24 protein-coding genes and 1 tRNA gene are annotated in these 25,387 nt (G+C 35.8%); 12 read left to right on the plus strand and 13 right to left on the minus strand.

The window, feature by feature from the left end:
* Positions 1-220 precede the first annotated feature (220 nt).
* Positions 221-784 carry a hypothetical protein gene (locus tag IGJ00_RS09885; RefSeq protein WP_086334835.1) on the plus strand — a complete coding sequence of 188 codons (564 nt, stop codon included), beginning with the start codon at positions 221-223 and terminating at the stop codon, positions 782-784.
* 814 nt (positions 785-1,598) lie between these two features.
* Here IGJ00_RS09885 and IGJ00_RS09890 read toward each other — a convergent pair.
* Positions 1,599-1,686: transfer RNA gene (locus tag IGJ00_RS09890), tRNA-Ser, on the minus strand.
* Between the two features lie 319 nt (positions 1,687-2,005).
* A complete protein-coding gene (locus IGJ00_RS09895) occupies positions 2,006-2,572 on the minus strand; it encodes a TetR/AcrR family transcriptional regulator (protein ID WP_023519894.1) in 567 nt (188 codons plus the stop codon).
* A gap of 253 nt (positions 2,573-2,825) precedes the next feature.
* Between IGJ00_RS09895 and IGJ00_RS09900 the strand changes: the two genes are divergently transcribed.
* The 4 genes from IGJ00_RS09900 (at position 2,826) to IGJ00_RS09915 (ending at position 7,166) form a co-directional block, all read left to right on the plus strand.
* Positions 2,826-4,160 carry a DUF1576 domain-containing protein gene (locus tag IGJ00_RS09900; protein ID WP_142433466.1) on the plus strand — a complete coding sequence of 445 codons (1,335 nt, stop codon included), beginning with the start codon at positions 2,826-2,828 and terminating at the stop codon, positions 4,158-4,160.
* On the plus strand, positions 4,129-4,464 hold the full coding sequence (locus tag IGJ00_RS09905; protein ID WP_176285314.1) for a hypothetical protein: 336 nt from the start codon (positions 4,129-4,131) through the stop codon (positions 4,462-4,464). The genes IGJ00_RS09900 and IGJ00_RS09905 overlap by 32 nt, the downstream gene beginning before the upstream one ends.
* A gap of 204 nt (positions 4,465-4,668) precedes the next feature.
* Positions 4,669-5,265, plus strand: coding sequence for a TVP38/TMEM64 family protein (locus IGJ00_RS09910; RefSeq protein WP_010735121.1), 597 nt, complete (start codon positions 4,669-4,671; stop codon positions 5,263-5,265).
* A 101-nt stretch (positions 5,266-5,366) separates the two neighbouring features.
* Positions 5,367-7,166 carry a glycerophosphoryl diester phosphodiesterase membrane domain-containing protein gene (locus IGJ00_RS09915; RefSeq protein ID WP_177187683.1) on the plus strand — a complete coding sequence of 600 codons (1,800 nt, stop codon included), beginning with the start codon at positions 5,367-5,369 and terminating at the stop codon, positions 7,164-7,166.
* A 58-nt stretch (positions 7,167-7,224) separates the two neighbouring features.
* On the opposite strand, the gene IGJ00_RS09920 is transcribed toward IGJ00_RS09915, so the two are convergent.
* Complete coding sequence (locus IGJ00_RS09920) at positions 7,225-7,419, minus strand: hypothetical protein (protein WP_034687708.1); 195 nt, start codon at positions 7,417-7,419, stop codon at positions 7,225-7,227.
* Between the two features lie 345 nt (positions 7,420-7,764).
* Here IGJ00_RS09920 and IGJ00_RS09925 point away from each other — a divergent pair, with 345 nt between their 5' ends.
* Positions 7,765-7,914 (plus strand): hypothetical protein, encoded by a 150-nt coding sequence (locus tag IGJ00_RS09925; RefSeq protein ID WP_010735118.1) that lies wholly within the window; start codon positions 7,765-7,767, stop codon positions 7,912-7,914.
* Positions 7,915-8,057: 143 nt separating this feature from the next.
* Here the strand turns inward: IGJ00_RS09925 and IGJ00_RS09930 are convergent, their stop codons facing one another.
* Positions 8,058-8,447: a phage holin family protein gene (locus tag IGJ00_RS09930; protein WP_086334840.1), complete on the minus strand. Its 390-nt coding sequence runs from the start codon at positions 8,445-8,447 to the stop codon at positions 8,058-8,060.
* Positions 8,448-8,764: 317 nt separating this feature from the next.
* On the opposite strand from IGJ00_RS09930, the gene IGJ00_RS09935 reads away from it, so the two are divergent.
* The 4 genes from IGJ00_RS09935 to IGJ00_RS09950 all read left to right on the plus strand — a co-directional run bounded on the left by IGJ00_RS09935 (position 8,765) and on the right by IGJ00_RS09950 (position 12,816).
* Positions 8,765-9,127 (plus strand): helix-turn-helix domain-containing protein, encoded by a 363-nt coding sequence (locus IGJ00_RS09935; protein WP_071866811.1) that lies wholly within the window; start codon positions 8,765-8,767, stop codon positions 9,125-9,127.
* A gap of 6 nt (positions 9,128-9,133) precedes the next feature.
* Complete coding sequence (locus IGJ00_RS09940) at positions 9,134-9,562, plus strand: ImmA/IrrE family metallo-endopeptidase (protein WP_019722947.1); 429 nt, start codon at positions 9,134-9,136, stop codon at positions 9,560-9,562.
* 514 nt (positions 9,563-10,076) lie between these two features.
* Complete coding sequence (locus IGJ00_RS09945; RefSeq protein WP_438844381.1) at positions 10,077-12,254, plus strand: C40 family peptidase; 2,178 nt, start codon at positions 10,077-10,079, stop codon at positions 12,252-12,254.
* A 148-nt stretch (positions 12,255-12,402) separates the two neighbouring features.
* Complete coding sequence (locus IGJ00_RS09950) at positions 12,403-12,816, plus strand: nucleoside deaminase (protein WP_086335232.1); 414 nt, start codon at positions 12,403-12,405, stop codon at positions 12,814-12,816.
* Between the two features lie 293 nt (positions 12,817-13,109).
* Here IGJ00_RS09950 and IGJ00_RS09955 read toward each other — a convergent pair whose 3' ends face one another.
* The 6 genes from IGJ00_RS09955 to gdhA all read right to left on the minus strand — a co-directional run bounded on the left by IGJ00_RS09955 (position 13,110) and on the right by gdhA (position 18,505).
* Entirely contained in the window at positions 13,110-13,307 is a 198-nt protein-coding gene (locus IGJ00_RS09955) for a cold-shock protein (RefSeq protein ID WP_019722950.1), read from the minus strand.
* Positions 13,308-13,520: 213 nt separating this feature from the next.
* Positions 13,521-13,913, minus strand: a complete 393-nt coding sequence (locus IGJ00_RS09960; protein WP_071868102.1) for a hypothetical protein — start codon at positions 13,911-13,913, stop codon at positions 13,521-13,523.
* A 205-nt stretch (positions 13,914-14,118) separates the two neighbouring features.
* Positions 14,119-14,577, minus strand: a complete 459-nt coding sequence (locus IGJ00_RS09965; RefSeq protein ID WP_071868101.1) for a GNAT family N-acetyltransferase — start codon at positions 14,575-14,577, stop codon at positions 14,119-14,121.
* A 352-nt stretch (positions 14,578-14,929) separates the two neighbouring features.
* On the minus strand, positions 14,930-15,127 hold the full coding sequence (locus tag IGJ00_RS09970) for a cold-shock protein (RefSeq protein WP_019722950.1): 198 nt from the start codon (positions 15,125-15,127) through the stop codon (positions 14,930-14,932).
* 570 nt (positions 15,128-15,697) lie between these two features.
* Positions 15,698-17,044 (minus strand): glucose-6-phosphate isomerase, encoded by a 1,347-nt coding sequence (locus IGJ00_RS09975; protein ID WP_074800827.1) that lies wholly within the window; start codon positions 17,042-17,044, stop codon positions 15,698-15,700.
* Positions 17,045-17,155: 111 nt separating this feature from the next.
* Entirely contained in the window at positions 17,156-18,505 is a 1,350-nt protein-coding gene (gene gdhA, locus IGJ00_RS09980) for an NADP-specific glutamate dehydrogenase (protein ID WP_438844382.1), read from the minus strand.
* Between the two features lie 112 nt (positions 18,506-18,617).
* Between gdhA and IGJ00_RS09985 the strand changes: the two genes are divergently transcribed.
* Positions 18,618-19,877, plus strand: coding sequence for an NAD(P)/FAD-dependent oxidoreductase (locus tag IGJ00_RS09985; protein ID WP_071866814.1), 1,260 nt, complete (start codon positions 18,618-18,620; stop codon positions 19,875-19,877).
* 112 nt (positions 19,878-19,989) lie between these two features.
* Here the strand turns inward: IGJ00_RS09985 and ybaK are convergent, their stop codons facing one another.
* The 3 genes from ybaK to IGJ00_RS10000 are packed head-to-tail and all read right to left on the minus strand — an operon-like array spanning position 19,990 to position 22,437.
* Positions 19,990-20,475, minus strand: a complete 486-nt coding sequence (ybaK, locus tag IGJ00_RS09990) for a Cys-tRNA(Pro) deacylase (RefSeq protein ID WP_010735105.1) — start codon at positions 20,473-20,475, stop codon at positions 19,990-19,992.
* Between the two features lie 20 nt (positions 20,476-20,495).
* Positions 20,496-21,251 carry a type I 3-dehydroquinate dehydratase gene (aroD, locus tag IGJ00_RS09995; RefSeq protein ID WP_071866815.1) on the minus strand — a complete coding sequence of 252 codons (756 nt, stop codon included), beginning with the start codon at positions 21,249-21,251 and terminating at the stop codon, positions 20,496-20,498.
* 16 nt (positions 21,252-21,267) lie between these two features.
* Positions 21,268-22,437 (minus strand): class I SAM-dependent rRNA methyltransferase, encoded by a 1,170-nt coding sequence (locus IGJ00_RS10000; protein ID WP_438844383.1) that lies wholly within the window; start codon positions 22,435-22,437, stop codon positions 21,268-21,270.
* A gap of 385 nt (positions 22,438-22,822) precedes the next feature.
* Between IGJ00_RS10000 and IGJ00_RS10005 the strand changes: the two genes are divergently transcribed.
* Positions 22,823-25,021, plus strand: coding sequence for an LTA synthase family protein (locus tag IGJ00_RS10005; protein ID WP_373865792.1), 2,199 nt, complete (start codon positions 22,823-22,825; stop codon positions 25,019-25,021).
* Positions 25,022-25,387: the final 366 nt, after the last annotated feature.

The raw sequence follows: 25,387 nt of genomic DNA on the forward strand, positions 1-25,387 counted from the left end.
CAATATATAAAAAAACTTTATATTCACCTTTTATTTCATTTGAAAATAACTGAGTATCTCTTTGTACTACCTGCTTCACTTTGCAGAATAGGTAAATTTCAAGAAATAAAAATCAATATACAATAACTATAACCTGCTATCAAATCACTTGACGAAAAAACGAATTTCGGAGATGCTCAATTTAAGAACATATTTTATTTTAAAGTTAGGAAGGATCGACATGAAAATCGGAAAAGTACTATTAGGGATATTGTTAGGGGTAACAACTATTATTGGAGCATTTATATTAGGTATCATGCTATTCCCGTTATTTGCACCAGAAATCCAAAACACCACAGTTCAAGAAGCCACGAATACTTCACAGACAAAAAGTACCGAACGTTCATTAACTACAACAGAAACAACAAGCTCAAATGATCAACAGCTGGTAAATCAAACACCTGCAGAACAAGGACAAACACAAGATCCAATTTTGGAAAAAGCATTAAATACACCTGCTACACCATTGACCGCCTTTAGCTCAGATCCTTATGATTGGGATCTAAATCAAGCGAATATCACGAATGGCACCGCTCAGTCAATCGGCTGGATTCAAGCAGAAGACCCAACTGGACGAATAGAGGTAGAATATCACTGTTTCGCTTGCGACACGAATTGGAGTGGCAGAAATTACGCCTATGAATGGAATGGCCAAACGACGACGACTAAAATAACTCCTTTCACGATCGTTGGAACACCTTGCGAACATCAAAAATCCTTAAAAAATCATGGCTATATTAGTTGATTTCAGATAAATAGAAAATCTATATCAAAAAAGAGAACAGATTACTTGAATACAAGAAAACAAGCGCACAACCCAAAAAAGACTACACCACCATTTGGATTTCTGCGCTTATCTTCTTGTAAATAAATTTTTATTGTTTGCCCAAGAAACGAAGGTCACCGATTTTCATATTGCAATCCAAAAAGTCACTGGAACCCCGATAACATAAAAATCAAAATGGGCAATCACTACTTTTATAAAATTTTTTCTTCTATCCTGCTTATTTCATGAATTTTTTAAAACAACCTATTCCATCATAGTGAAAAAATAATCCTCATGCTCACTCAACCATCCAGTATAATCAAATTATCAACGAGCAAAACGTTGAAATAAATCAGGATGGTAGATAGAGATGGCAATTTATTATTTTAACAAAAACACAGATGATCGAGGAAATCACGAAGTCCACGTGATCTCATGTACGCATTGTCCAGAAGATGCACTTTTTATTGGCGTATTTTCTACATGTGAAGAAGCCCTACATCAAGCAAGCACAACCCACACATCCAAAAGTTTCGATGGTTGTTCTCACTGCTGCAAAGACTGTCATAACGATTGATTGCAAGAAATAACTAGGCTGTCCCTTGTTGTCTCTTTATTTTTACAGAGAACTTTATTTATACATAAAATCGATCATGTTTGAAAATTCAAAAATCATATGAAAGGAGTATGTAAAAGTATAAAAGGAGTACCAAAAGGGGAGTCAAAAAATATTTTAGGGTAAAAATACAGCAAAAAAGACACGACCTAAATCGTGTCTAACTGTTGGTATATAAGGAAGGTACAGGATTTGAACCTGCGCGCCGGTGTTAGCCGGTTCGCCGGATTTCGAGTCCGGTGCATTACCACTCTGCCAACCTTCCACGCCTACTATTTTTAATCTTTTTTCTAAAAATGTCAAGAGGTATTATGCACTCTTGTTAATCTTGTTTGTTTTGTAAACTGGTCATTTAAATACCATAACTGTTATGTTTAAATCCAAGAACACTGTTCAAGTTATTCGCTAAGAATAAAGTAGCTTATGCAATATTCATCCTCTCGCACCATCTACAACTGAATAAACGGCGGTAACCTCTTCGAAAAAATAAAGCGCCATCCACATAAATTTGAAGAACAAATTTCGTGGATGGCGCTTTATTTCTCGAGGCTAAACACTTTTGTCACAACCTCATGATGTGGCAATTAGCGTATTTTTTCTGGATTTTCAATTGCAAGTACGGAATCGACCGTCGTTTTGATGATCGAGATGATTTGCTCTTCTGTAGGATGCATGATACTAGAAGACATCAATGAAGCGATACCAGTGATAGTTACCCAAGTACCAGTATGCAGTGCATCGATATATTCTTCCGATAAATCTTTATAACGTGCGTCCTCTTTTAATAACTTGCGGAAATAATTATAAGAAAAATCATGCATCTTTTGACCATTTCCATGCTCATCGATATATAAAGCCATATAAAGGCTATGGTTTTTCTTAGCGAAATAAATATAATTCAATCCTAAATCGATGATTTTATCTCCTGTACGCTCTACAGGAAACACTTCTTCTTCTAACTGTTGGAAGATAACATCTAATAGCGTATTTTTTAAATCTTCCATATTTTTGAACTCTAAGTAAATCGGTTGGGTAGATATCCCCATCTTCTTCGCGATATTTCGTGCAGTGAAACCTTTAAATCCTTCTTTAGCAACAACTTCATATGCAGCTTTCAGAATTTGATCCTTCGTATAGACTTTTCTTCTCATAATAAACTCCCCCACTTCATGCTACAGTCTCTGTTCTTTTATTTTAACCGATATTGATCAATTTTTGCAAATAATATACCTAAATTGTTATATTTTAAAGCATATATGTGTTTTTTATTGGTTTTCTCAATTTTCTAAATATTTTTTTACGTAATTTGTTTCCCCTTACAATTTTTGATTTTGTGTTGAATTTAAGTTGACCTAAAGTTTTCTTTCAAGTTATAGTTAAATAAAAAGGAAAAGAAGGTGTGTAATGAAGAATAAAAGTGACGTTATTTATATTCATCCTAAAAAAAGAATCATTTCTCAAAGGAAAAACTATTTTTACCTTATTTTTTCAGGATTGTTTTTTTTGATTATTGGCTTGCTCAGTGATTCTTTGACAAATAATCTTGTTGGACTAACGGTCATCATGACCTCTCCAAGTAATCTCTTGACTGATTATATTGCTTTAGGCGGATTTGGAAGCGCATTTATGAATGTAGGCTTACTTACACTCTCTTCTGTGTTACTCGCCTATCGCCATAAAGTCATGTTGAATGGTGCGATGTTTGCTTCCATATTGACTGTCGCGGGTTTTTCATTCTTTGGGAAAAATCTATACAATTCCATCTCCATTATCCTCGGTGTTTATTTATATGCCTATTTTATGCACAAACCATTTTCTCAATATGTAATGATTGGCTTATTTGGTAGTGCACTCTCTCCAGTTGTCAGCTATATTACGTTCGGGATGGGTTTACCAATCCTTCAAGGTGCTTTCTTGGGTAATTTAGCCGGTTTGATCGTTGGTTTTTTATTGCCGATCCTAGCTGTTCAGACTCTGACCTTTCATCGTGGTTTTACACTTTATAATATTGGTTTTACTTCAGGGTTGATTGCTATGTTGGTAACAGGTATTCTTCGGCAATTTAGTTATTCGATCGAAGTACACTCGATTCTTTCGACTGATTACCACCACGAATTGACTTGGATCATTTTTTTATTCTTTTTATCAACCGCTGTTTGTGGCTTCTTCTTTAACGCATTCAAATTGAAAGGATTACGTGAAATCTTTGAGTCTTCTGGAAAACTAACAACAGATTTCATCGGCACATCAGGTATCGGCGCCACCTTGATCAATATGGGCTTGGTTGGCTTGTTATTGATGTCTTACGTCTTGCTGATCGGTGGTGTGCTAAATGGGCCTGTGGTGGGAGGAATCATCTCAGTGGCTGGTTTCAGCTCATTCGGAAGTCATGTTAAAAATTGTTTTCCGATTTTGATTGGTATCTACATTGCCTCAATATTAGGAACGATGCATGATATGACCGATACGACCATGCTCGTAGCTGCGATTTTCGGTACAGGGCTTGCCCCGATCAGTGGATTTTATGGCGGCGTTTATGGAGTGATTGCAGGCTTTTTACATATTACTCTTGTCCATAATCTCAGTAACTTGCATGGAGGATTGAATCTATATAATAGTGGGTTTTCAACGGGATTTATTGCTGGTATACTAGTGCCTATCCTAGAAAATTTTACGTTTACCGGGAAGGGAAAGAACGCACATGGAAATGGAAAAAGAACTATCAAAGAGGATCATTGATGAATTTCTCACGTATCTTTACGAACACGAGATCAAGGAGATTCGTATTGGCTTAGAGTATACAGATGAAGGACTATATATCGAATTCCAAGGAACAACAAAAAATCCGCCAAAAGATTTGAATACATTGGCCTCACTGTTGAATACACCTAGAGATCCTAGTATGGAGATCTATTACCACGAGTTGCTAGGCACCCCTTCTCATGGCCAAGAATCCTATCGATTACTTGGGAATCTGATCGATGATGTAGAAATCATGTATGATTCGCCAATTTTAAACATCAAGATTTTTCGCCGAATTTAAATGTGAAATAGCCATGAACCTTTTATAGATCATAAAATTAAGTAAATAAGACTCTAGATGGATGTTTTATTTTGTTTCATCCTCTATACTTGGTTTGAACTTACAAAATTGTTTGTTGTTTCTCACTTGAAATAGTGGCGCGCAGTTACGCTTTTCAGGTAAAATACAATTATCAGATGAAAACCTCGAAGGAGTTGACTAGGGATGAACGTTGCAGTATCACGTAAATTAATGAATATTATATCGATCATCGGTATTGGTTTTTCAATTGCACTTACGATTTATTTTATTAATCTAGGCGTCTTTAAAGATTTGAACGCATTAAGAGGTCTTGTAGGTGATTCAATTATTTTAGGACCGATAATCTTTATCTTGATCCAAATACTGCAAGTCGTTATACCGATCATTCCTGGGGGGATCAGCACCGCAGCAGGTGTCCTGATTTTTGGTCCTTACGCTGGCTTTATCTATAATTACGTTGGTATTTGTATCGGTTCGATCATTATTTTCCTATTAGGTAGAAAATATGGGAAACCATTTATCCTGTCGATGATTAGTGATAAAACATATGACAAATATATTGGTTGGTTAGAAAACCAAAGTCGTTTTGAAAAGCTTTTTGCGCTAGCGATCTTCTTACCAGTAGCACCAGACGATGCCTTGTGTTTAATGGCTGGCTTGACAAATATCTCAGTCAAAAAATACACGTTGATTATTTTGATTGCTAAACCCTTATCGATCTTTTTGTACAGCATGGCATTGATTTATGGTGGTAACTTCCTGACTGGCTTGTTAGGATAATTTCTTAATAGATACACTGTGAGTACTGCAATGAAAGATTCCTGCAGTACTCCTTTTTTATGTTTTTTGCGCTATAATGTTAGGAGTAGGTGATAATAATGATCGTTTATTTAAAACGAAGTTTAGGAAATGCTTGGGACTTCCTTAAAGGAACACAAGCTTATTTTCGTGATGTAGTTCTGATGCATGGGTTTATTTTGTTTATTTGTTTGCCTTTGCTCGGTAGTATGACACGCTTGATTTTACAACGTGGGTCGATCGATTATCTTTCAACGGATAATATCCCCACACTGATTTCGCAACATCCAGGAGTTTTCTTCTCCTTGATTGCTGTCTTATTGTTGATTTTGCTCTTAGTCTATTTTGAGTTTACTTTTTTGCTAATGAGTGTTTATTTCATCAAAAAACAAGAACCAATTTCATTGAAGCAATTATTGCAGTTGACCATCCGACAAATAAAAAAAGTTCGTCCGATGATTTTTTTATTTTTCTTAGCTTACTTTTTTTTGATTTTACCAATCAGCGGATTAAGTTTTAATTCAGACTTACTTTCTAAAATAAAAATTCCTGCATTTATTATGGATTTTATTTTCACTAACCGCTGGATCATCGTAAGTTCTTTTCTACTTGTCTATGTCTTCCTCGGCTATATCGGGATTCGTTTAATCTTTGCATTACCTGAAATGATTTTAAGAGATCGCCCTTTTCGTGAAGCGATCCGTGAGAGTTGGCGTTTGACCAAAGCACGTTTTTTTGCGATTTCAGGTCAATTTTTAGTGATCAGTGGTACGATTTTATTGATTTCAACAATCAGTTACTTGGCAATCTTGTCAGGTCAGATCTTTGTTGAGGAATATTTCTCCGATTACTCATTGATTAGTGCTGTTTTTGCCATGACACTCTTACAAGGCGTTCTTTTGTTCAATATTGTGATGTCTACCGTCGGAATTTTTTACGTCATTGTAGACTTTATGGATGATGAAGGTTTCTTACCAGATATTCCCAGCTGGTTCTCTTCACAAGAAGTGCCCAAAAAACACACAGCTTTAAAAAATACTGCGTTTACTTTATTTGCTGTTTTCTTTGGTGTTGGTGTTTGTATTTACAATATGAATTACCTGACATCTGCTTCTGAAACAAAACCTTTAACGATTTCCCATCGTGGCGTTAGCTTAGGGAACAGCGCACAAAATACGATTGCTGCACTAGAAAAGACGAGCAAAGATTATCATCCAGATTATGTAGAAATGGACATCCAAGAAACAAAAGATGGTCAATTCGTGGTCATGCATGATTTCAATTTAAGAAATTTGACTGGAGTCAATAAAGCACCGCAAGACCTAACTTTAGCAGAACTGGAAAAATTGACTGTGACTGAAAATGGTGCCAAAGAACCATTGGTTTCATTCGATACGTATTTAAAACGAGCAAATGAATTGAACCAGAAGTTGTTGATCGAAATCAAAACGACTCGAAAAGATTCGGATAATTTAGTCAAAAACTTTGTTAAAAAATATGAAGAAACTATTTTAATACATGGACATATTTTACAAAGTTTGACTTATCAAACAGTCTCAGATCTAAAAGCTGAAAACCCCAATTTTTATGTTGGCTACATTTTGCCTTTTAATCTAGTTGGCCCTCCAGTAACACCTGCGGATTTCTTAACCATGGAGTACAGTACGATCAATCGTAACTTTATTGATTCTGCCCATCAGGATGGTAAGAAAGTCTATGTATGGACACCTAATGATTCAGACGACATGAGCCGAATGATGTTTTATGGTGTAGATGGTATTATTACAGATGATATGCAAGCATTGAATGATACGGTCAGAGAGTCAGAAGGAGAAATTACTTACTCAGACAAGTTATTAAACTTTGTTCTAGGTGTTGGTTAATATAAAAACGTGTCGCTCACTATCCCATCGGATAAGTAAGCGACACGTTTTATTTAGTTTATCTTTGCTTTGATTCCTTAATAGCTCGAACGACTGCTAAAACAGCAGGTATAGCAGATATAACTGCTAGAAAAATGCTTAATTTACCAGAATTTTTTCTTTTTTGCATAGCGATTCGCCCCCTTTCTTTTATTATAATGAAGTTTGCGAAATATCTCAAAGCAAGTGTTTGCTCAACGCTTTCAATTTTCACTATTTTGATTCCTGTTTTGCTATTATTTCAGTCATTTCAACCCAAAATATGACAATTTTGTTTGAACATTATCCCCCACTGTTCGTGAGTCCAAACCAAAAAAGAGATACACTGGGCTTAAAGAGGTGAATAATGATGGTCTATATTCAAACTGGTATATTTATCTTATTAATGATTGGATTATTGATGGGAATTTCAGAGAATTAATTTCAAGTAAACTAGCAACAGCTATCTTATAGCACATTGATTGCCCAAATTTTAGAATGGTGCTAAACTTAAGGTGTATTCGGAAGTTTTATGAAAAATTTCATGAATGCACAAATACTAATGAAAGGAGAAATATCTATGACATTCACAAAAACAAGCATCAGCTATCGTGTAGCATTTGATAGTTCAACGAATCGCTTCATGGCAATCGATGCAATGAACGAACAACACATCGCTTATGGGATCACCATTGAGCAAGCAGTAAAAGCGCTACACGAATCTAACTAAGGAGTGTTCCCTTTTCATGTCAGCTGATAATTCTATAGAGAATTAAAAGACGTTTTTGGCTAAACGAGCCATAGAAACGTCTTTTTTGTTTGCTCCAAATAATAAGAATATCCTTGCAGTACTTTTTAAGAAAATCCTCTCGATCATTTTTTGTACTTCCCCTGCTCCTCTGAGAAATCACGCCATTTTTTCAAACGTACTTTAACAAAATCAGGTACAGGTATTCCTAGTTTCCTTAGATTTTCAATAACAGACAAGCCATAGATGGCAGAATACGAGAACACCAAAGCAATACCAATTGCTTCAAATCCTGTAATCTTTAGATAGGGATAAGCAATCATAACAATAAGGAAAATCAGTAAATATTTGATCACATCTTTCATCACAGAACGTTTAAATCGTTTCTTTTTCCCTGTTTTCAGACAGATACCGCTAATAAAATCAAGACATAGAATCAATACAAAAATCTGAAGGTACACATTATTTACAAGATTTCTAAACTCATTCAATACCACAGCATTCTCTACAATCATTTTGCTCACCCTCCACTTTATGAAATACCTAACCTTTGTTTATCCTTACCCATCGCAACCTGCTACTACATTGTTAATTACAATTCAATGTTCATCATCTTTGACACCAAATAACTTTTAAGCTATTATAAAGTCATTAGAAATAAAAAGAATACGCTTTATCTTAATCGTGAACGATTGAAAAAACTTTTAAGTGACTGTATTCTTCACTTTTCGAACAATTGAATCAATCTATAAGCAAACTATAATAGCTTAAAAGCTAATTGTCAACTATAATAACTTTTATGCTATCCAAATATCAAGAAAGGTGGTTCCTTATGACACTCGTTGCGCGAATCAAACAATTAGCAGAAGAAAAAAACGTAACCTTTGCTGAAGTCGAACGTGCCGTGGGAATCTCTAATGGCCAGATCAGAAGATGGGATCGTGTTTCACCAAAGTCGGAAAATTTAAAAAAAGTTGCAGATTATTTTGGGGTAACAACTGATTTCTTATTGGGCAGCAACCAAGCGCCAAAATGGGCAAATAAAGATGATTTATTTGAGTTAGACAAAATGCTCAATTCAAATGTCAACATGGCGTATGGTGGAGAAACTTTGACAGAACAGGAAAAGCAACGTGTAAAAGATGTATTGACGGGACTTTTCTGGGAATTTCGAAAACGCGGCAAAGAGAAGTGAGCATATATGGAGATGGATATTATCAAACTAGTAAGCGAACTGAAGCGTACCTATGATACCGCCAATCCTTTTGTGATTGCTGAAAAATTAGGAATAGAAATCAGATATGTTTCTTTTCTCGATAATCCAAAAGGACAGTTTCAAGAACTATTAGGCTCCCCTATTATTTTATTGAACAACTCACTGAAAGAATCAGAAGAACGTTTTTACATTTGTGCCCATGAACTTGGACACGCTTTGTTCCATCGGGAAATATCTAGTTACTATGTGTCCTCTAGAAATTCAAGAAGCAAATCTGAAAGCGAAGCCAACTGCTTTGCTTCGAATTTGATCGTTTCCTTGTACAAAGAAGATACGGAAACTTACCCAAGAGAAGTGGAAGAGCTGACAAGACTTTATGGCCTTCCAGAGAGTTGTTATCGGTTTTTGATTTAATACAGAATAAGCTACAGGTCTTTTTTCTAAAAGTCTTGTAGTTTTATATTTTTTTCATCTAATAGCTATTTTCATTCATTAAACTTATTTAATATTAACAATCAATATATGGCATCTACCTCTAAAAGTACAATGAAAAAACCTCTATTTTCTTCTATAAAAGACAAAATAATAAATTTAGAAAAAGTATAATTCACTCATTATATATAACTAGTTTATTTTTTTCGTATTATAGCAAATCATCTATTTCAATAACAATAATAAAATTATAAAACAAACTAATCATATTATTTTTAGAGAATTTCTCGTAAATTACTTATTGTGCTACATAACAAACCCTTTATATAAAAACGAATGATAAAGCAACACATTAATTTTATTTTTTTCATAACGTTATATAACTCAATTAACATTAAATAAAAATAAATTGTTTTAAATAATATTTTACAATAACATCTAAAATATGTTACCATTTTATAGCAAGCGCTTGCAAAAAACTATATGGAGTGTCATTATGAAAAAAAAACTGAATGTTAGTGGTTATATTGTTGCATTATTTTGTTTAGGAGTTTTTTTCTCTTTGTGTACTGTAAATACTTTCGCTGATTCAGATAATAATAGAGCGATTGATTACGATTCTGAGAAAAAGAATGCTTTACAAGCTGGATTTACTGAAGAACAATTTGAACAAATTATGAAGATTCCTAATTTTACAAAATCAACCAGTGATGAAACTATTGCCCCCTACGCTTCTATGACTCCAAATCAAACTAAAGTTATCAATAAAGCAATGGAACAGATAGGAAAGCCTTATGAGTGGGGAGCATCTGGACCTAATTCTTTTGATTGTGGTGGTTTGGTAAAATATGTTTACAAACAGGCCGTAAACATGGAATTGCCTATGGGTACAACAAATCAAGAAACATATGGTACGGAAGTAAGTTTAAATTCTTTATTACCGGGCGATTTGTTGTTTTACGGAACACGTGGTAATACTTATCATGTAGGCATTTATAAAGGTGATGGCATTATGATTCATGCGCCTCAACCTGGACAACCAGTCACCACTGTGAACATTCAATATTTCTATCCTAGTTTTGCAAGACGTCTTCTATCTTCTGAACCAGACTACCCATTTACAGAATACAACAAAATGGTAACAGTTACTCAAGCATGGTCCATATGGTCAGACTTGCAGTTTAGTAGAGAGATTAAAAAAGCAACAGTTGGAGATAATTATAAAATCGGAAAATTATATACTAATCCTATTAATAACGCCAAATATGCAGAAATATTAGATAATGGTCAAACGTATGGTTACATTAATTTTGATGCTGTGAAAGAATTAACTTCTGATCAAATAAATCGGTATTTGACTGCTAAGGCTAGTGGACAAAAAATATGGGGAAACTTAGAACAAACAAATATAATCGGCCAGACTGCTAAAGACAAAATTTATTTTGTAAAAGGTGCCTATAAATTAGGAGATGGTAAGTACCTGTATTCAATTTACAAGCACCAAAATTCTTCCGAATGGATTGGCTACCTAAAAGCTGATGACAGTTTGGCTTATACTCCAGTCGAAGAAATAAATCAGACAATTACGGTCACAAAAAGTTGGTCGATTTGGAATAACCTTCAATGGGAACACGAAATTGAAAAACCAAAAGTTGGTGCTGTTTTCTCAGCAAGATTAAAATTAACAAATGTTACCAATAATGCAACTTATTATAAAATATATAAAAATGGAAATTTTTACGGATTTATCAACGTCGAGGCTGTTAGAAATTTGACAACGACAAGCCATAATAAATATGTCACATTTACTAATAATAATGAAGATTTTTGGTCCTCACTTGATACAAATTACTCGAAAGGAAAAACTGAACAAGGGCGTGTATTTTACATTAGTGCCTCCTATGATACTGCAGATAATCAACCGATCTATTCGGTTTATACAGATGAAACTTGTACTGAATGGCGAGGTTATTACAAAGGAAATAATTTTGAAGATACATTGATTACAACGCCAAATAATAAGCGAGTAAATGTTACTAAAGCTGGTTACACCATCTGGGGTGATTTAAACTTTTGGACAAAAACCTCCCTCTCTGTGATTGGTAATCATTACAATGTGAATAGAAAATTCTACAATTCAGTTAGTAATGCTAGTTACTACGAATTGCTAAAAGACAATAAAATATATGGGTATATCAATTCTGAAGCAGTTGAAGAAGTAAGCGTAACTAGTCACAATAAGTATGTGACTTTCAATACAGATGGGGAAGATTTCTGGACATCATTAGATACTAACTACTCGAAAGGGAAAACTGAACGAGGCCGTGTTTTCTATATTGGCGTCTCTTATGATACACCAAATAATCAGCCAATCTATTCTGTCTATACAGATGAAACTTGTACTGAATGGAAAGGTTATTATAAAGGAAATAATTTTGAAGATACAAAGATCACTCTTCTAAATAACGCAACTGTACAAATCACTAAATCAGGATATACTATTTGGGGAGATTTAAATTTCTGGTCTAAATCATCTATTTCAGTAATAGATGATAAGTACACTGTCAATCGAAAGTTCTATAATTCAATTAATAATTCAAGTTACTATGAATTACTAAAAAATGGTACAATTTATGGATACATTAATACAGAAGCTGCGGATCAGATAAATTGAGCATTTTGAAACAGTAAGCGATTTGCTTACTGTTTTTTTCTTCATCACCAATTCTGCTTTTTTCTTTCATCAACAAAAAATATGCTACAATATCTTTATAAAATTTCAGGAGAATGTACTATGAATTTTCATCCTCAAAAAAAGTATCATGCATAAATTGATTCAGTTACAAAAGCAAGATCATTCCATCGTTGCTGCTGTTGTAGACAACAATAATATGATTATATCCATCGGAAAAACTACTGTCTTAGATAATCATGATCCCACTTCTCACGCTGAAGTAAACGCCCTCAGAAGTGCGTGTAAGCAATTAAAAACACATATATTACCTGAGGGTTATTGGTTATATAGCACTTTTGAACCATGTCCTTTGTGTAGCTCAGTGATTATTTGGGCAGGTATAGATGGAGTAGTCTATTCGAATAATCCAACTTACCGAGGTAAAGAAGAAAACTGGTCTTTCATTTCTTGCGAAGAGGTTCTTAAAAAAGGCTCTTACATTCACGATGTTTCATTGATCAAAGACTTTATGATTGATGATATAAAAGATTATTTTACTTAACTATTGTAGTTTAATAAATAGTTAAGTAAAATTTTTTCTCGGATTTATTCGTTTTGAATCTAAAAAAATAATAAAATCTTATGACAAGTTTTTTATTATACTTTTCCTATTAAATTCTTTTCTATCACCTGTACCAACTGTCTAAACCAATCATTTCCCTTATAGTTAGCCCCTTTTAGCCAGATGGACTATCTATTTGCCAAGATCAAGTAGTCCATATAGTTTTCCTCTTATGACTTTTTAATAACAAAAAAACCATCTCACAAGGAGATGGTTCAAATTCGTCTATTGAATTATTTATTGATATTTACTGCTTGTGGTCCACGTTGACCATCTTCAATATCAAAAGTAACTGCTTGACCTTCATCTAAAGTCTTAAAGCCTTCACCTTGGATAGCTGAAAAATGTGCAAACACATCTTGTCCATCTTCACCAGTGATAAATCCAAAACCTTTGTCTGAGTTAAACCATTTTACTGTACCGTTATTCATATATATTTCCTCCTATTACGTAGTTCATACGTGTTTTGTTGCAATTAACATTACTTGGTAAAAGGAGTTTTTATAGTGTGAATATATCGCTCAGATTACGTTTCAAATTAGATTACTTATTTAATATACCATGTATTACCTAAGAATACAAACATTTACGCTTATTCTTTTGATTCATCATTCTAGTAGCATAAATTTGTACCATTCACATTTTTATTTTGTCAATGTGTACTCAATACCATGGATCGTAATATTTTTGATAGTATCAGGCCATCCTTTGCTCTGCCATTTCTCTTCATTTGCCTGTTTTTCGATTTGATCAGCACCTTGGTTATAAAACTTCAGTTGGTTTTTATTATACCAAGGATCTTTATGTGGATTTGGACTTAATTGGTAGCGATATTTCCCTGGGTTGATTTCATATCCTCTGTTCGTACCACCAAATGACGCTTCTCTCCATTTATACTGTTTTCCTTCTATTCTCATGGTACACCCTAGAAGGTAAGTGCCACTTTGTTCCTTTGCTGCCACATCTTTACTATTCCAAAACATACTCCCACTTAATAACACAGTTATACCTAAAACAATCACTAAAATTCTCTTCATGAAAAAATTCTCCTATCAGTATTTTTGAATTCGCTTAATCTTACAAATAATATGTGAAAAACATATTGAATTTCCCATGATTTTTACTAAGAATGAGCTTACGAAAACGACAAATCAATGTTCAATAAATACGAACAAAGATGTCTGCATACTTGTTTTACTTATTCAAATAACTGATTAATCGCTTAGTATGAACCGACCCTATTCATTCGGATCTTTCATTCATCAAATTTTTTTCTAATATCCGCATCAATCGTCCAAACCGATCATTTTCCTTAGCTACTTCCTGATAACCCCATTTTTCATATAACCCTTCATGTTGAGTTGTTATATATACACTGCCGAAACCAATTTCCTTTAGTTTATTTTCACCTGTTGCAACTAATTTTTGGCTGATATGCTTCCCTCGATATTCTGGCGCGACAAAAACAGTGGCAATGTTAGGCGTGTAGTCCTTCGTATCAATAATGTCTTTTTTTACAAGAGTACAGAATCCTACAACAGGATTTCCATCTTTTGCAATAATCACGGATTCCCAATCTGTAAATTCTTGTTTTTCCATTTTTTCTGCTATATACTTTGCTGCTTTCCATTCAAATTGACGAATAGAATGAGCTACTGAAAGCCAATCAGAATGTTCTTGGGTTATAATGACGTATTTCATATACTTTTCCTCTTTTCTAATTACTTTAAGAGCATTTGATTTTCTGATTTTACGCGTATTAAAAATAGCTGTATGTTTCAAAAACTTAATAAAGTGACAGAATAGTTATTCCTTTTTGTTCGATCTATTCTCTAATGGCCAGAAGAATCATCTATTATTCTTTGAATTTTATGAATGATACAAAATTCATGTATTCCTTATCAACTACTTATGGTGATTCTTGCTATCTCTACCTACTGATCATTAAATAATAGTTTACTTGATTTTTCAAATGTTTCCAAAATTTTCGTATCTATTCCTAATAACAAAAAAAACCATCTCACAAGGAGATGGTTCAAATTCGTCTATTGAACTATTTATTGATATTTACTGCTTGTGGTCCACGTTGACCATCTTCGATATCAAAAGTAACTGCTTGACCTTCATCTAAAGTCTTAAAGCCTTCACCTTGGATGGCTGAAAAATGTGCAAATACATCTTGTCCATCTTCACCAGTGATAAATCCAAAACCTTTGTCTGAGTTAAACCATTTTACTGTACCGTTATTCATATATATTTCCTCCTATTACGTAGATCATACGTGTTTTGTTGCAATTAACATTACTTGGTAAAAGGAGTTTTTATAGTGTGAATATATCGCTCAGATTACGTTTCAAATTAGATTACTCATTTAATATAGCACGTATCACCTCAGGATACAAATTATAACTCTCACCAACTGTTTTTTTGAGCTTATTATCTAAATAGTCTTATGTAACTTTGGTTCAATTGATATCGATACCTTCTTGAATTTATTTTGTAGATACTATCCACCTTATCCCCTTTCGTTTTAATTGAACTGTCTATTAAATAGGTTAATTTGCATTTTGGCTCTCGGTTTATTGTATTCTATCTTGAACCAAAAAATACTTTACCTAACAGATGATCGTAGCTCTATTCAAGCTAAATACTACTTTTCTTTACTCAGAGTATATTTCAAAAAGCCACTATCTAACTAGAAATAAAAAGGATGGCTAAATCAGCCATCCTTTCGTTTTGGGTACCAGAATGGGTACCACATTTTATTTCGAAGGGAACATATTTTGAGCACTGATTTTTTATCAGTAATCTAACCCCCATCTTACAGGCGTTCGTTCAATTCTTTCGCAAGGTCTTCAAACCCTGGTTTGCCTAGTAGAGCAAACATGTTTTTCTTGTAAGCTTCTACTCCTGGTTGGTCGAATGGGTTGATACCATTCAAGTAACCTGAAATGCCGACAGCAATTTCAAAGAAGTACATTGTGTAACCTAATGTGTAAGCATCCATTGTAGGGATTTTAACTAATAGGTTTGGTACATCGCCGTCTGTATGAGCTAATAATGTACCTTCAAAAGCTTTTGTATTTACAAAGTCGATTTCTTTTCCTTGTAAATAACCAAGTCCGTCCAAGTCTTCTGCTTGTTCTGGAATCGTAATCGATTTACGTGGTTTTTCAACTTTTACGATTGTTTCGAAGATATTGCGACGTCCTTCTTGGATGTATTGTCCAAGTGAGTGCAAGTCTGTTGAGAAGTTTGCACTTGAAGGGTAGATTCCTTTTTGATCTTTACCTTCTGATTCGCCGAATAATTGTTTCCACCACTCAGAGAAGTATTGCATTCCTGGTTCGTAGTTGATCAATAATTCAGTAACTTTGCCTTTACGGTAAAGAATATTACGCATTGCTGCATATTGGTAAGCTTCGTTTTCTTCAAGTTTGTCGCTTGAATAAGCTTTGCTTGCATCGGCAGCACCTTGCATCAAGGCATCGATATCTGCTCCGCTTGCGGCGATCGGTAATAAACCAACTGCTGTCAATACAGAGAAACGTCCACCGACGTCATCAGGAATCACAAATGTTTCCCATCCTTCTGCGTCTGCTTCTACTTTAACAGCCCCTTTTGCTTTGTCTGTTGTAGCGTAGATACGTTTGTTTGCTTCTTCTTGACCATATTTTTTAACAAGTAATTCTTTGAATACACGGAATGCAATGGCTGGCTCAGTCGTTGTTCCTGATTTTGAAATGACATTTACTGAGAAGTCACGGTCGCCGATCACTTCGATCAAGTCAGCAAGATAAGTTGAGCTGATTGAGTTTCCAGCGAAGAAAATTTGTGGTGTTTGGCGTTTGTCGCTTCCCAACAAGTTGTAGAAGGTATGTTGTAAGAAATCGATTGCTGCACGAGCGCCTAAATAAGAACCACCGATACCGATGACCACAAGGACTTCAGAATCAGATTGGATTTTCTTAGCAGCAGCTTTGATACGATCAAATTCTTCTTTGTCGTAGTTCGTAGGTAGGTCGATCCATCCTCGGAAATCGCTGCCTGCGCCAGTTCCTTCTCGTAATAATTTGTCTGCAGCAGTAACTTGACTCTGCATATAGCCTAACTCATGTTCATTGACAAATGGTGCAACTTTTGAATAGTCAAAATGAATGTGTGCCATTTTTGTTCCTCCTTAAAAGTTTCAATCTACAGATATACTTTACGTTTTTTTTTATTATTTTTCAAGCAAATATGCGAGAAGCTTCTAATATTTGCAAGAAACTTCCATTTTTTAGACTAAACCTTGCATAGCCATTACTTTTGCGACTTTTTCAAAACCTGCCACATTGGCACCAAGCAAAAGATTTTTTTCGTTGCCAAATTCTTTGGCAGTTTGACGACACGTTTGATAGATCGTCGCCATGATCTCGTCGAGTTGTGCATCGACTTGGCTGCTTTCCCACACCAAGCGTTGTGAATTTTGACTCATTTCTAGCGCAGATACAGCTACACCACCAGCATTGGCAGCTTTTCCTGGACAATACCAGATGTCTGCTTTTTCATAGACTGAAACAGCATCTAATGTGGATGGCATGTTCGCACCTTCTGCGACGATCTTCACGCCATTTTCTACAAGGATCTCTGCCAATTGTCCGTCGATTTCATTTTGTGTTGCACAAGGTAAAGCAATGTCAGCCGCTTGTTTCAATGTCCAAACCGATTCATTTTCGTGGTATTCAGCCGATGAGCGTTCTTTGGCGTATTCTGTTAAACGGGCTCTTTTGACTTCTTTTAATTCTTTTAATAGATCAAGATCGATACCTTCTGGGTCATAGATATAGCCACCTGAATCAGAACAAGTAACGACTTTCCCACCCAGTTCATGGACTTTTTCGATTGCATAGATTGCCACATTCCCACTACCTGAGACCATCACTGTTTTGCCAGTAAATGAATCTTGTTCTTCGTTCAATAGATGTTTCACATAATAAACTAAGCCATAACCTGTTGCTTCTGTGCGGATCTTACTTCCCCAGAAATCTAAAGGTTTACCTGTCAAAACACCTGCATCATATTGTTTCAATCGTTTATAGGCACCATACATATAGCCGATCTCACGAGCACCTACACCGATGTCGCCTGCCGGTACATCAATTGAAGGTCCGATATGTTTTGCCAGTTCCAACATGAAACTTTGACAAAAGCGCATGATTTCATTATCCGATTTTCCTTTTGGATCAAAATCACTTCCGCCTTTACCGCCACCGATTGGTAGGCCTGTCAGGCTGTTCTTGAAAATTTGTTCAAATGCTAAGAATTTTAAAATACTCAAATTGACACTTGGATGAAAACGTAAGCCACCTTTATATGGTCCGATGGCTGAATTGTATTGGATTCGGTACCCACGATTCACTTGCCAGTTTCCTTGATCATCTTGCCAAGGAACACGGAATTGGATCACTCGTTCTGGTTCAACTAAAATCCCTAGAATATTTTTTTCAATGTATTCTGGATTTTTTTCTAAAAATTGGATGACCGTAGGCATAAATTCATCGACCGCTTGTAGAAACTCGATTTGGCCGTCATCTTTTTGGTGAAGTTTTTCTTGTATCGCTTGTACGTATTCTTTTGCATTTGACATAGGTTCACGCTCCTTTATTCATCTGACTTTATTTTAGCTTATTTCAATCATAGGTCAAAACATTTTCTGCGAATCGTCTTCAAATATGCTACACTCTCTGTGAGGTGAGAAAATGGAAAAAACTTATGACGTGATTGTTGTTGGCGCAGGAACAAGTGGCATGATGGCTGCAATCAGTGCAGCCGAGTATGGTGCCAATGTCTTGTTGATCGAAAAAAATAAAAAAGCAGGAAAAAAATTATTGATGACTGGTGGCGGTCGATGTAATGTCACAAATAATCGCCCTGTTGATGATTTGATTGCGCATATCCCAGGAAATGGTAAATTTTTATATAGTACATTTTCTCAATACAACAATTTTGACATCATGGAATTCTTTGAATCACAAGGAGTTCACTTAAAAGAAGAAGATCACGGACGGATGTTTCCAGTGACAAATAAATCAAAAACGATCATTGAAGCGCTGGTTCATCGTCTGAATGAATTGAACGTCACGATGTTTTTTGGCGAACGTGTAGAAAAATTGATCCATAAAGACAACCAAATCTATGGTGTGCGTACTGAATTTGATGAATTTAAAGCAAAATGCGTCATTTTGACGACTGGTGGACGCACGTATCCTTCTACAGGTGCAACAGGTGATGGGTATAAATTGGTCAAAAAAGTAGGCCACACGATCACACCACTTTATGCAACAGAGTCTCCTTTGATTTCTGAGGAGTCATTTATTGCGGATAAAGTGTTGCAAGGTCTTTCTTTACAAGATATTACGTTACGTGTCTTGAACCAAAAAGGAAAAGTGATCACGGAGCACACGATGGATCTTTTATTTACCCATTTTGGGATCTCTGGACCAGCAGCTTTAAGGTGTTCCAGTTTCATCAACACTGAGCTACAAAAAACGCAGGCACCTGTAACTGTTTCTTTAGATTGCTTCCCGACGAAGTCAGTCGAAGAACTGATACGAGAGTTAGTGGAACTAAGTAAAGAATCGAAAAAGAATTTGATCAATGCGTGGCGTGGTTTTCTACCTGAACGTCTACTCCAATTTTATCTTGAACGGCTAGAAATGACCGAACTAACTGGTAGCCAAACATCTGAAAAACAAATCCAAGAATTTGCTGAATTATGTAAAAACTTTGAGCTATTGATCCATAAGACATTTCCCATCGAGAAATCTTTTGTTACTGGTGGTGGCGTTTCATTAAAAGAAGTCAATCCAAAAACCATGGAAAGCAAAGTATTGAACGGACTGTTTTTTGGCGGTGAATTACTTGATGTAAACGGGTATACAGGTGGCTTTAATATCACGGCAGCTTTTGCTACGGGACGTGTTTCAGGAATGCACGCAGCGATGCAAAGTCAATGGTAAGAGAAGAAAAGCAAAACATTGCTTGAATGAAACATCCATGAAAGGCAACGCGTGTCGTTCGCCTTTCATGGATCGATCTTTCAGCATTTGTTTTGCTTTTTGTTTGTGGTTTTTAAATTTTGATATCGACAAATGTTGCATTGGTCAACTCAGCGATTGCTTCTGGAGCAAGTTCCATTTGAAGTCCGCGTTTTCCAGCAGAGATAATGATCTGGTCATATTCTTTTGCCTGTTCTTCAATAAATGTTGGGAATAATTTTTTCATACCAATCGGTGAACAGCCACCTCGAATATATCCGGTCGTTTTTTCCAAGTCCTTGAGATGGAGCATTTCTACTTTTTTATTGCCGGAGACTTTTGCTAGTTTTTTTAAATCAAGTTCAGTGCTTCCAGGGATAACGGCAACGATCGGACCTGTGTTATTCCCCACTGCTACTAATGTTTTAAAAATTCGTGATTCACTTCCTGGCAACTGAGCAGCAACGGATGAGGCACTGATATGTGCTTCATCCCAAGCATATTCATGTTCTGTATAAGCAATCTTTTTTTGTTCTACCATACGGATAGCATTAGTTTTTACTGGTTTCTTCTTTGCCAAAATCTTCACCTTCGTCTAGCTTAATTTTCATTGAGTAAACTAATGATTTGTTTTAATTCTTTAACTGGTAATTGGCCAGGTGCAGAAGCTCGTGTCGCATCTAACGCACCGAAAGTGATGGCTGAACCTGTCACGTTGCCTGCAAGTCGAGAGACCATGCCAAGCTCACCCATTGACATAGTGACTAGAGGCATTGACACAAACGCATGAGCGCGACGAGTCAATTCCATCATCCGCAAAACATCACGTTCATTATTTGGCATCACAGCAATTTTGCCAATACTTGCACCAAAATGTTCCATCATATTCAAACGATACAGCAAGACCGGATCTGCTGGTGTTTCTTTAAAATCGTGACTACTGATGACCAGTGGGATCTGGCGGCGGTGGATATCATGGAGCAGATCCTTTTCCATACTTTCGATTTTGAACAACTCAATATCTAGCATTTCCACTAATTCTGTGTCGATCAAAAATTTATACAGATCGTGGTAGTCTTTGATTGAAATATCTTGCGTTCCACCTTCTTCTAAGGTTCGAAAAGTCAAAAGCAATGGTAGTCTTTCTAACATTTCATAGATCAGTACTAACGTTTCCTTTAGTTGTTCTTTGTTGAAGACATCATGATAACAATCAAGACGCCATTCAGCTAAATCAGCACCGGCTTCCCTCGCTAGGATTGCTTCTCTCAGAAGTTCTTCGCGAGTTGTACCAGTCAAGGGCGCACAGACTTTTGGACGTCCAGTACCAAATCTTACTCCTTTTACTTGAAACATTTACTTCACGCCCTCTCTATTTTTTTATTTCATAAACAAATACCTTTAAATAATTTCCTTCTGGGAAAGAATCAATGGTTTGAAAATCATCAGGCAAACGATAAACACCGCTGATTTGGTACTCATACTCAGCAGAGATTAGTTCATCTTCGATCATTGCTTGAAATTGATCAATCGACACATTGGCTGCATTTGTTGAGGCAATCAGGATTCCTTCATCGGCTAAGATCGACAAGCTATCTTTCACCAATTCACCATAATTTTTGGCTACACGAAAGACTTTTTTCTTGTTCCGAGCAAAACTTGGAGGGTCCAAAACGATTACATCATAAGAGAAACCTTTACGTTGTGCATATTTAAAGTATTCAAAAACATCCATGACGATGATTTTATGGGCATCAGGTGTCAACCCGTTGACCTCAAATTGTTCACGGGTTTTTTTCAAACTTCGTTTTGCTAGATCGACACTTGTCGTTTCTGTTGCCCCACCCATAGCAGCAGCTACAGAAAAAGCACCGGTATAGCTAAACATATTCAGTACTGATTTCCCTAAAGCTAAGCCATCGATCAACGCCCCTCTGACTTCTTTTTGGTCAAGGAAAATCCCTGTCATTAGACCTTCATCCAAATAAGTGGCATAAGTCACTCCATTTTCTTGGACAAGTAGTGGTTCTTTGGCCACTTCTCCAGTCACATGCTGGCTCTCCGGTAATCGTGTTGTTTCAAAGCGAATTTTTTCGTAGATTCCGACAATTTCAGGATAAGCAGCTTGAAAAGCTTTTAATAAAACTTCACGAGCCAAATATAAGGTTTCATTGTACCAAGAAAAGACAGCAAAGCTATCGTAGTAGTCAATGATCAAACCACCGATCCCATCTCCTTCTCCATTGAACAAACGAAAAGCTGTTGTCTGCTCATCATTAAAATAGCTTGTCCTTTTTTCTTTAGCTGTCAGAAATTTTAGTTCAAAAAATGATTGATCAAATGGTTCATCTTTTTGGCTGAGTACCCAACCAATCCCTTTGTTTTGTTTTCCTAAATAGCCTTTTCCTAAAAATTTTCCTTGCTGATCAATTAATTCTACCCAATCTGTCGTTTTTTTCATTTGGACTAGATCTTCTTCTTGGATCAATGGATAGCCTTTTAAAAATTTCTTGACTGCTCTTTTTTTTATTGTTAGTTTCATTGGCTCACCTGCTTTTTCATTCTCCCTTTCAGTATAACAAAAAACACGCTTCTTGTCTTAGAGATTCCTTGTCTTGTAGGTAGTTTTCCTCAGAAAAAAGCTAAAATAAAAACTCCTTATCTCCCACTAAAACTAAATACACAGTGTTCCGAAAGTAGCTCCTTCAGAAAACATTTTGAAAAAACGACAATTTGAAGAAGGATTTCCGATTTTTCATCATGATTTTTCAGTGCTGAGCACTTCTGTCTCCCTCTTCATGTGTAGATTTTTGTACAAAACTTAGCGATCTTAAAGAAAATCTTAATCTATCAAGCTTGATTTGTACTTTCAATTGACACTATTTTGGTCTACTAGTAAAATGGTTAGGAGTATGTGAGTCGTGAGTATGTTTCATGTCACTCTTTTTTTATGTAAGAGTGCAGAAAGGAAGATTAATTTGAAAATAAAAACACCCGCTTTTTTAAATAAAAGGCTCGGATTTTTTTCTTTACTAGCAGTTTTGTTATGGGTCAAAACGATTGCTACTTATCTATTTGATTTCCATTTAGGGATTGAAAGTGGCATCCAATATTTTATCTTGTTCATCAACCCAATCGCAACGACTATCCTTCTTTTAGGGATTGCCTTATATGTTAGACGAACGAAAGCAGCGTATATCACGATGCTAGTCATCTATTTCTTGTTGACCTTGCTCTTATTTTCTAACATCATCTATTATCGTGAGTTCACTGATTTTATTACGATCAACGCGATCCTAGGCGCCGGAAAAGTCGCAAGTGGTTTAGGCGAAAGTGCCTTACGGTTATTCCGTCCTTATGATGTCCTTTATTGGATCGATATCATTTTGATCGTCGGACTTTTAGCAACGAAAAAAATCAAAATGGACACACGTCCTGTACGCGCTCGAATGGCGTTTGCTTTTACTACTTTAGCAGTGATGATCTTTTCAGGAAATCTCTTTTTAGCTGAAGCAGATCGTCCAGAGTTATTGACACGTACCTTCTCTCGTGATTATTTAGTTAAATATCTTGGACTGAACGCGTTCATGGTGTACGACGGTATCCAAACCTACCAAACAAACCAAGTACGAGCTGAAGCAAGTCCAAATGATATGAAAGAAGTAGCGACTTACGTCAAAGAACATTATGCTCAACCAAACCAAGATCTCTACGGATTAGCTGAAGGTAAGAATGTCATCTACATCCATTTAGAAAGCCTACAACAATTTGTGATCGATTATAAACTGAAAGACGAAAATGGCGTAGAACATGAAGTAACGCCTTTCTTGAATAGTTTGTTCCACAGTAATGAAACATTTAGTTTTGACAACTTCTTCCATCAAGTAAAAGCTGGTAAAACAAGTGATGCAGAAACATTGATGGAAAATTCATTATTCGGGTTGAACCAAGGGTCCCTATTTACTCAACTTGGTGGTAAAAATACTTTCCAAGCGGCACCAAATATTTTAAAACAAACAAAAGGGTACACCAGTGCAGCATTCCATGGTAATGCTGGTACATTCTGGAACCGTAACGAAACTTATAAGAGTTTTGGGTATGATTACTTCTTTGATGCTTCATACTATGACGTGAATGACGATAACTCATTCCAATACGGTTTACATGACAAACCTTTCTTTGAACAATCCGTCCAATATTTAGAACGGATGCAACAACCTTTCTATTCAAAATTCATTGCTGTATCGAATCACTTCCCTTATTCAAAATTCACGAATGAGGAAGCTGGATTCCCAGTAGCAAATACGAACGATGAAACAATCAATGGTTACTTTGCGACAGCTAACTATTTAGACACAGCGGTAGAAGAATTCTTCAACTATTTAAAAGCAAGTGGCTTGTATGAAAACTCAGTCATCGTCTTATACGGTGACCACTATGGGATCTCTAATACAAGAAACAGATCTTTAGCTGAATTAGTTGGTAAAACAAGTTCGACCTGGACAAATTTTGACAATGCAGCGATGCAACGCGTGCCATATATGATCCATATCCCTGGACAAACAAAAGGCGGAATCAATCATACGTATGGTGGCCAAGTCGATGCTTTACCGACATTGCTTCATTTGTTAGGTGTTGATTCAAAAAATTATATCCAATTAGGACAAGATCTCTTCTCACCTGATAATAACCAGTTAGTTGCTTTCCGTGATGGTGACTTCGTTTCACCTAAGTACACCTATTATGGTGGAGCTGTCTACGATACCCAAACAGGTGAAGTCCTATCCGATATGACTGAAGAACAACAAGCAGAAGTTACTGCCTTACGTGAAGCAGTCAGCAAGCAACTCGCTGTTTCAGACCAGATCAATAATGGCGATCTACTTCGTTTCTATACAGAAAGTGGTTTAGAACCACTTGATACTTCTAAGTTTGATTACAAAAATGGCTTGCAACATCTAAATGATGCCGAGCGTTCACTTGGTGACAAATCAACAAGCGTCTTCAGTGAGAATAACAATCAAACGACACAAAATCTTTACGAAACAAAAACCTTCCAAGATATCCATGGTATTCCTACCGAGGAACCTACGGATAGTGAAGATTCAGTGGAAAACAACGAATGAACAACGTGACAACAAGTAGCTAATGTCATCACTCAACGAACAGCACTCGAGGAAATCCTTTCTTCGAGTGTTTTTTTTGATCTAATAACTAGAGATATAAATAGATTTGCTTATTTCTACTCAGTGATTTTTTTACCTCCACGATTGAAAGTGCAAAGATATGCTACTAATCATATTCGATGCATCTCTGTCCCCTCATACATACTCTAAGTCTGAAACGAATAAGATCCCAGACAAATCATTTGATTCTTGGGGACTCATCGCTCGTTCATAAATCTTGAAATTGATACATTTCCCTATTAGTTTTTGCACTGGATCTCATAGTAGGGCCAAAAGAATAGCGTCACTAAAGAAGTTTTTTTTACG

It is taken from the genome of Enterococcus sp. AZ062 (assembly GCF_051715065.1).
Taxonomy (GTDB): domain Bacteria; phylum Bacillota; class Bacilli; order Lactobacillales; family Enterococcaceae; genus Enterococcus_B; species Enterococcus_B mundtii.

What these genes read in the sequence shown, in the direction of transcription:
- IGJ00_RS09895 (WP_023519894.1), bottom strand. Translation starts at nt 2,572, where the DNA reads ATGAGAAGAAAAGTCTATACGAAGGATCAAATTCTGAAAGCTGCATAT.
- IGJ00_RS09945 (WP_438844381.1), top strand. Translation starts at nt 10,077, where the DNA reads ATGAAAAAAAAACTGAATGTTAGTGGTTATATTGTTGCATTATTTTGT.
- IGJ00_RS09970 (WP_019722950.1), bottom strand. Translation starts at nt 15,127, where the DNA reads ATGAATAACGGTACAGTAAAATGGTTTAACTCAGACAAAGGTTTTGGA.
- IGJ00_RS09940 (WP_019722947.1), top strand. Translation starts at nt 9,134, where the DNA reads ATGGAGATGGATATTATCAAACTAGTAAGCGAACTGAAGCGTACCTAT.
- IGJ00_RS09900 (WP_142433466.1), top strand. Translation starts at nt 2,826, where the DNA reads ATGAAGAATAAAAGTGACGTTATTTATATTCATCCTAAAAAAAGAATC.
- IGJ00_RS09950 (WP_086335232.1), top strand. Translation starts at nt 12,403, where the DNA reads ATGCATAAATTGATTCAGTTACAAAAGCAAGATCATTCCATCGTTGCT.
- IGJ00_RS09930 (WP_086334840.1), bottom strand. Translation starts at nt 8,447, where the DNA reads ATGATTGTAGAGAATGCTGTGGTATTGAATGAGTTTAGAAATCTTGTA.
- aroD (WP_071866815.1), bottom strand. Translation starts at nt 21,251, where the DNA reads ATGTTTCAAGTAAAAGGAGTAAGATTTGGTACTGGACGTCCAAAAGTC.
- IGJ00_RS09985 (WP_071866814.1), top strand. Translation starts at nt 18,618, where the DNA reads ATGGAAAAAACTTATGACGTGATTGTTGTTGGCGCAGGAACAAGTGGC.
- IGJ00_RS09910 (WP_010735121.1), top strand. Translation starts at nt 4,669, where the DNA reads ATGAACGTTGCAGTATCACGTAAATTAATGAATATTATATCGATCATC.
- IGJ00_RS09905 (WP_176285314.1), top strand. Translation starts at nt 4,129, where the DNA reads ATGGAAAAAGAACTATCAAAGAGGATCATTGATGAATTTCTCACGTAT.
- IGJ00_RS09885 (WP_086334835.1), top strand. Translation starts at nt 221, where the DNA reads ATGAAAATCGGAAAAGTACTATTAGGGATATTGTTAGGGGTAACAACT.
- IGJ00_RS09955 (WP_019722950.1), bottom strand. Translation starts at nt 13,307, where the DNA reads ATGAATAACGGTACAGTAAAATGGTTTAACTCAGACAAAGGTTTTGGA.
- gdhA (WP_438844382.1), bottom strand. Translation starts at nt 18,505, where the DNA reads ATGTCAAATGCAAAAGAATACGTACAAGCGATACAAGAAAAACTTCAC.
- IGJ00_RS09960 (WP_071868102.1), bottom strand. Translation starts at nt 13,913, where the DNA reads ATGAAGAGAATTTTAGTGATTGTTTTAGGTATAACTGTGTTATTAAGT.
- IGJ00_RS09925 (WP_010735118.1), top strand. Translation starts at nt 7,765, where the DNA reads ATGACATTCACAAAAACAAGCATCAGCTATCGTGTAGCATTTGATAGT.
- IGJ00_RS09975 (WP_074800827.1), bottom strand. Translation starts at nt 17,044, where the DNA reads ATGGCACACATTCATTTTGACTATTCAAAAGTTGCACCATTTGTCAAT.
- IGJ00_RS10000 (WP_438844383.1), bottom strand. Translation starts at nt 22,437, where the DNA reads ATGAAACTAACAATAAAAAAAAGAGCAGTCAAGAAATTTTTAAAAGGC.
- IGJ00_RS09935 (WP_071866811.1), top strand. Translation starts at nt 8,765, where the DNA reads ATGACACTCGTTGCGCGAATCAAACAATTAGCAGAAGAAAAAAACGTA.
- IGJ00_RS09965 (WP_071868101.1), bottom strand. Translation starts at nt 14,577, where the DNA reads ATGAAATACGTCATTATAACCCAAGAACATTCTGATTGGCTTTCAGTA.
- IGJ00_RS10005 (WP_373865792.1), top strand. Translation starts at nt 22,823, where the DNA reads ATGTTTCATGTCACTCTTTTTTTATGTAAGAGTGCAGAAAGGAAGATT.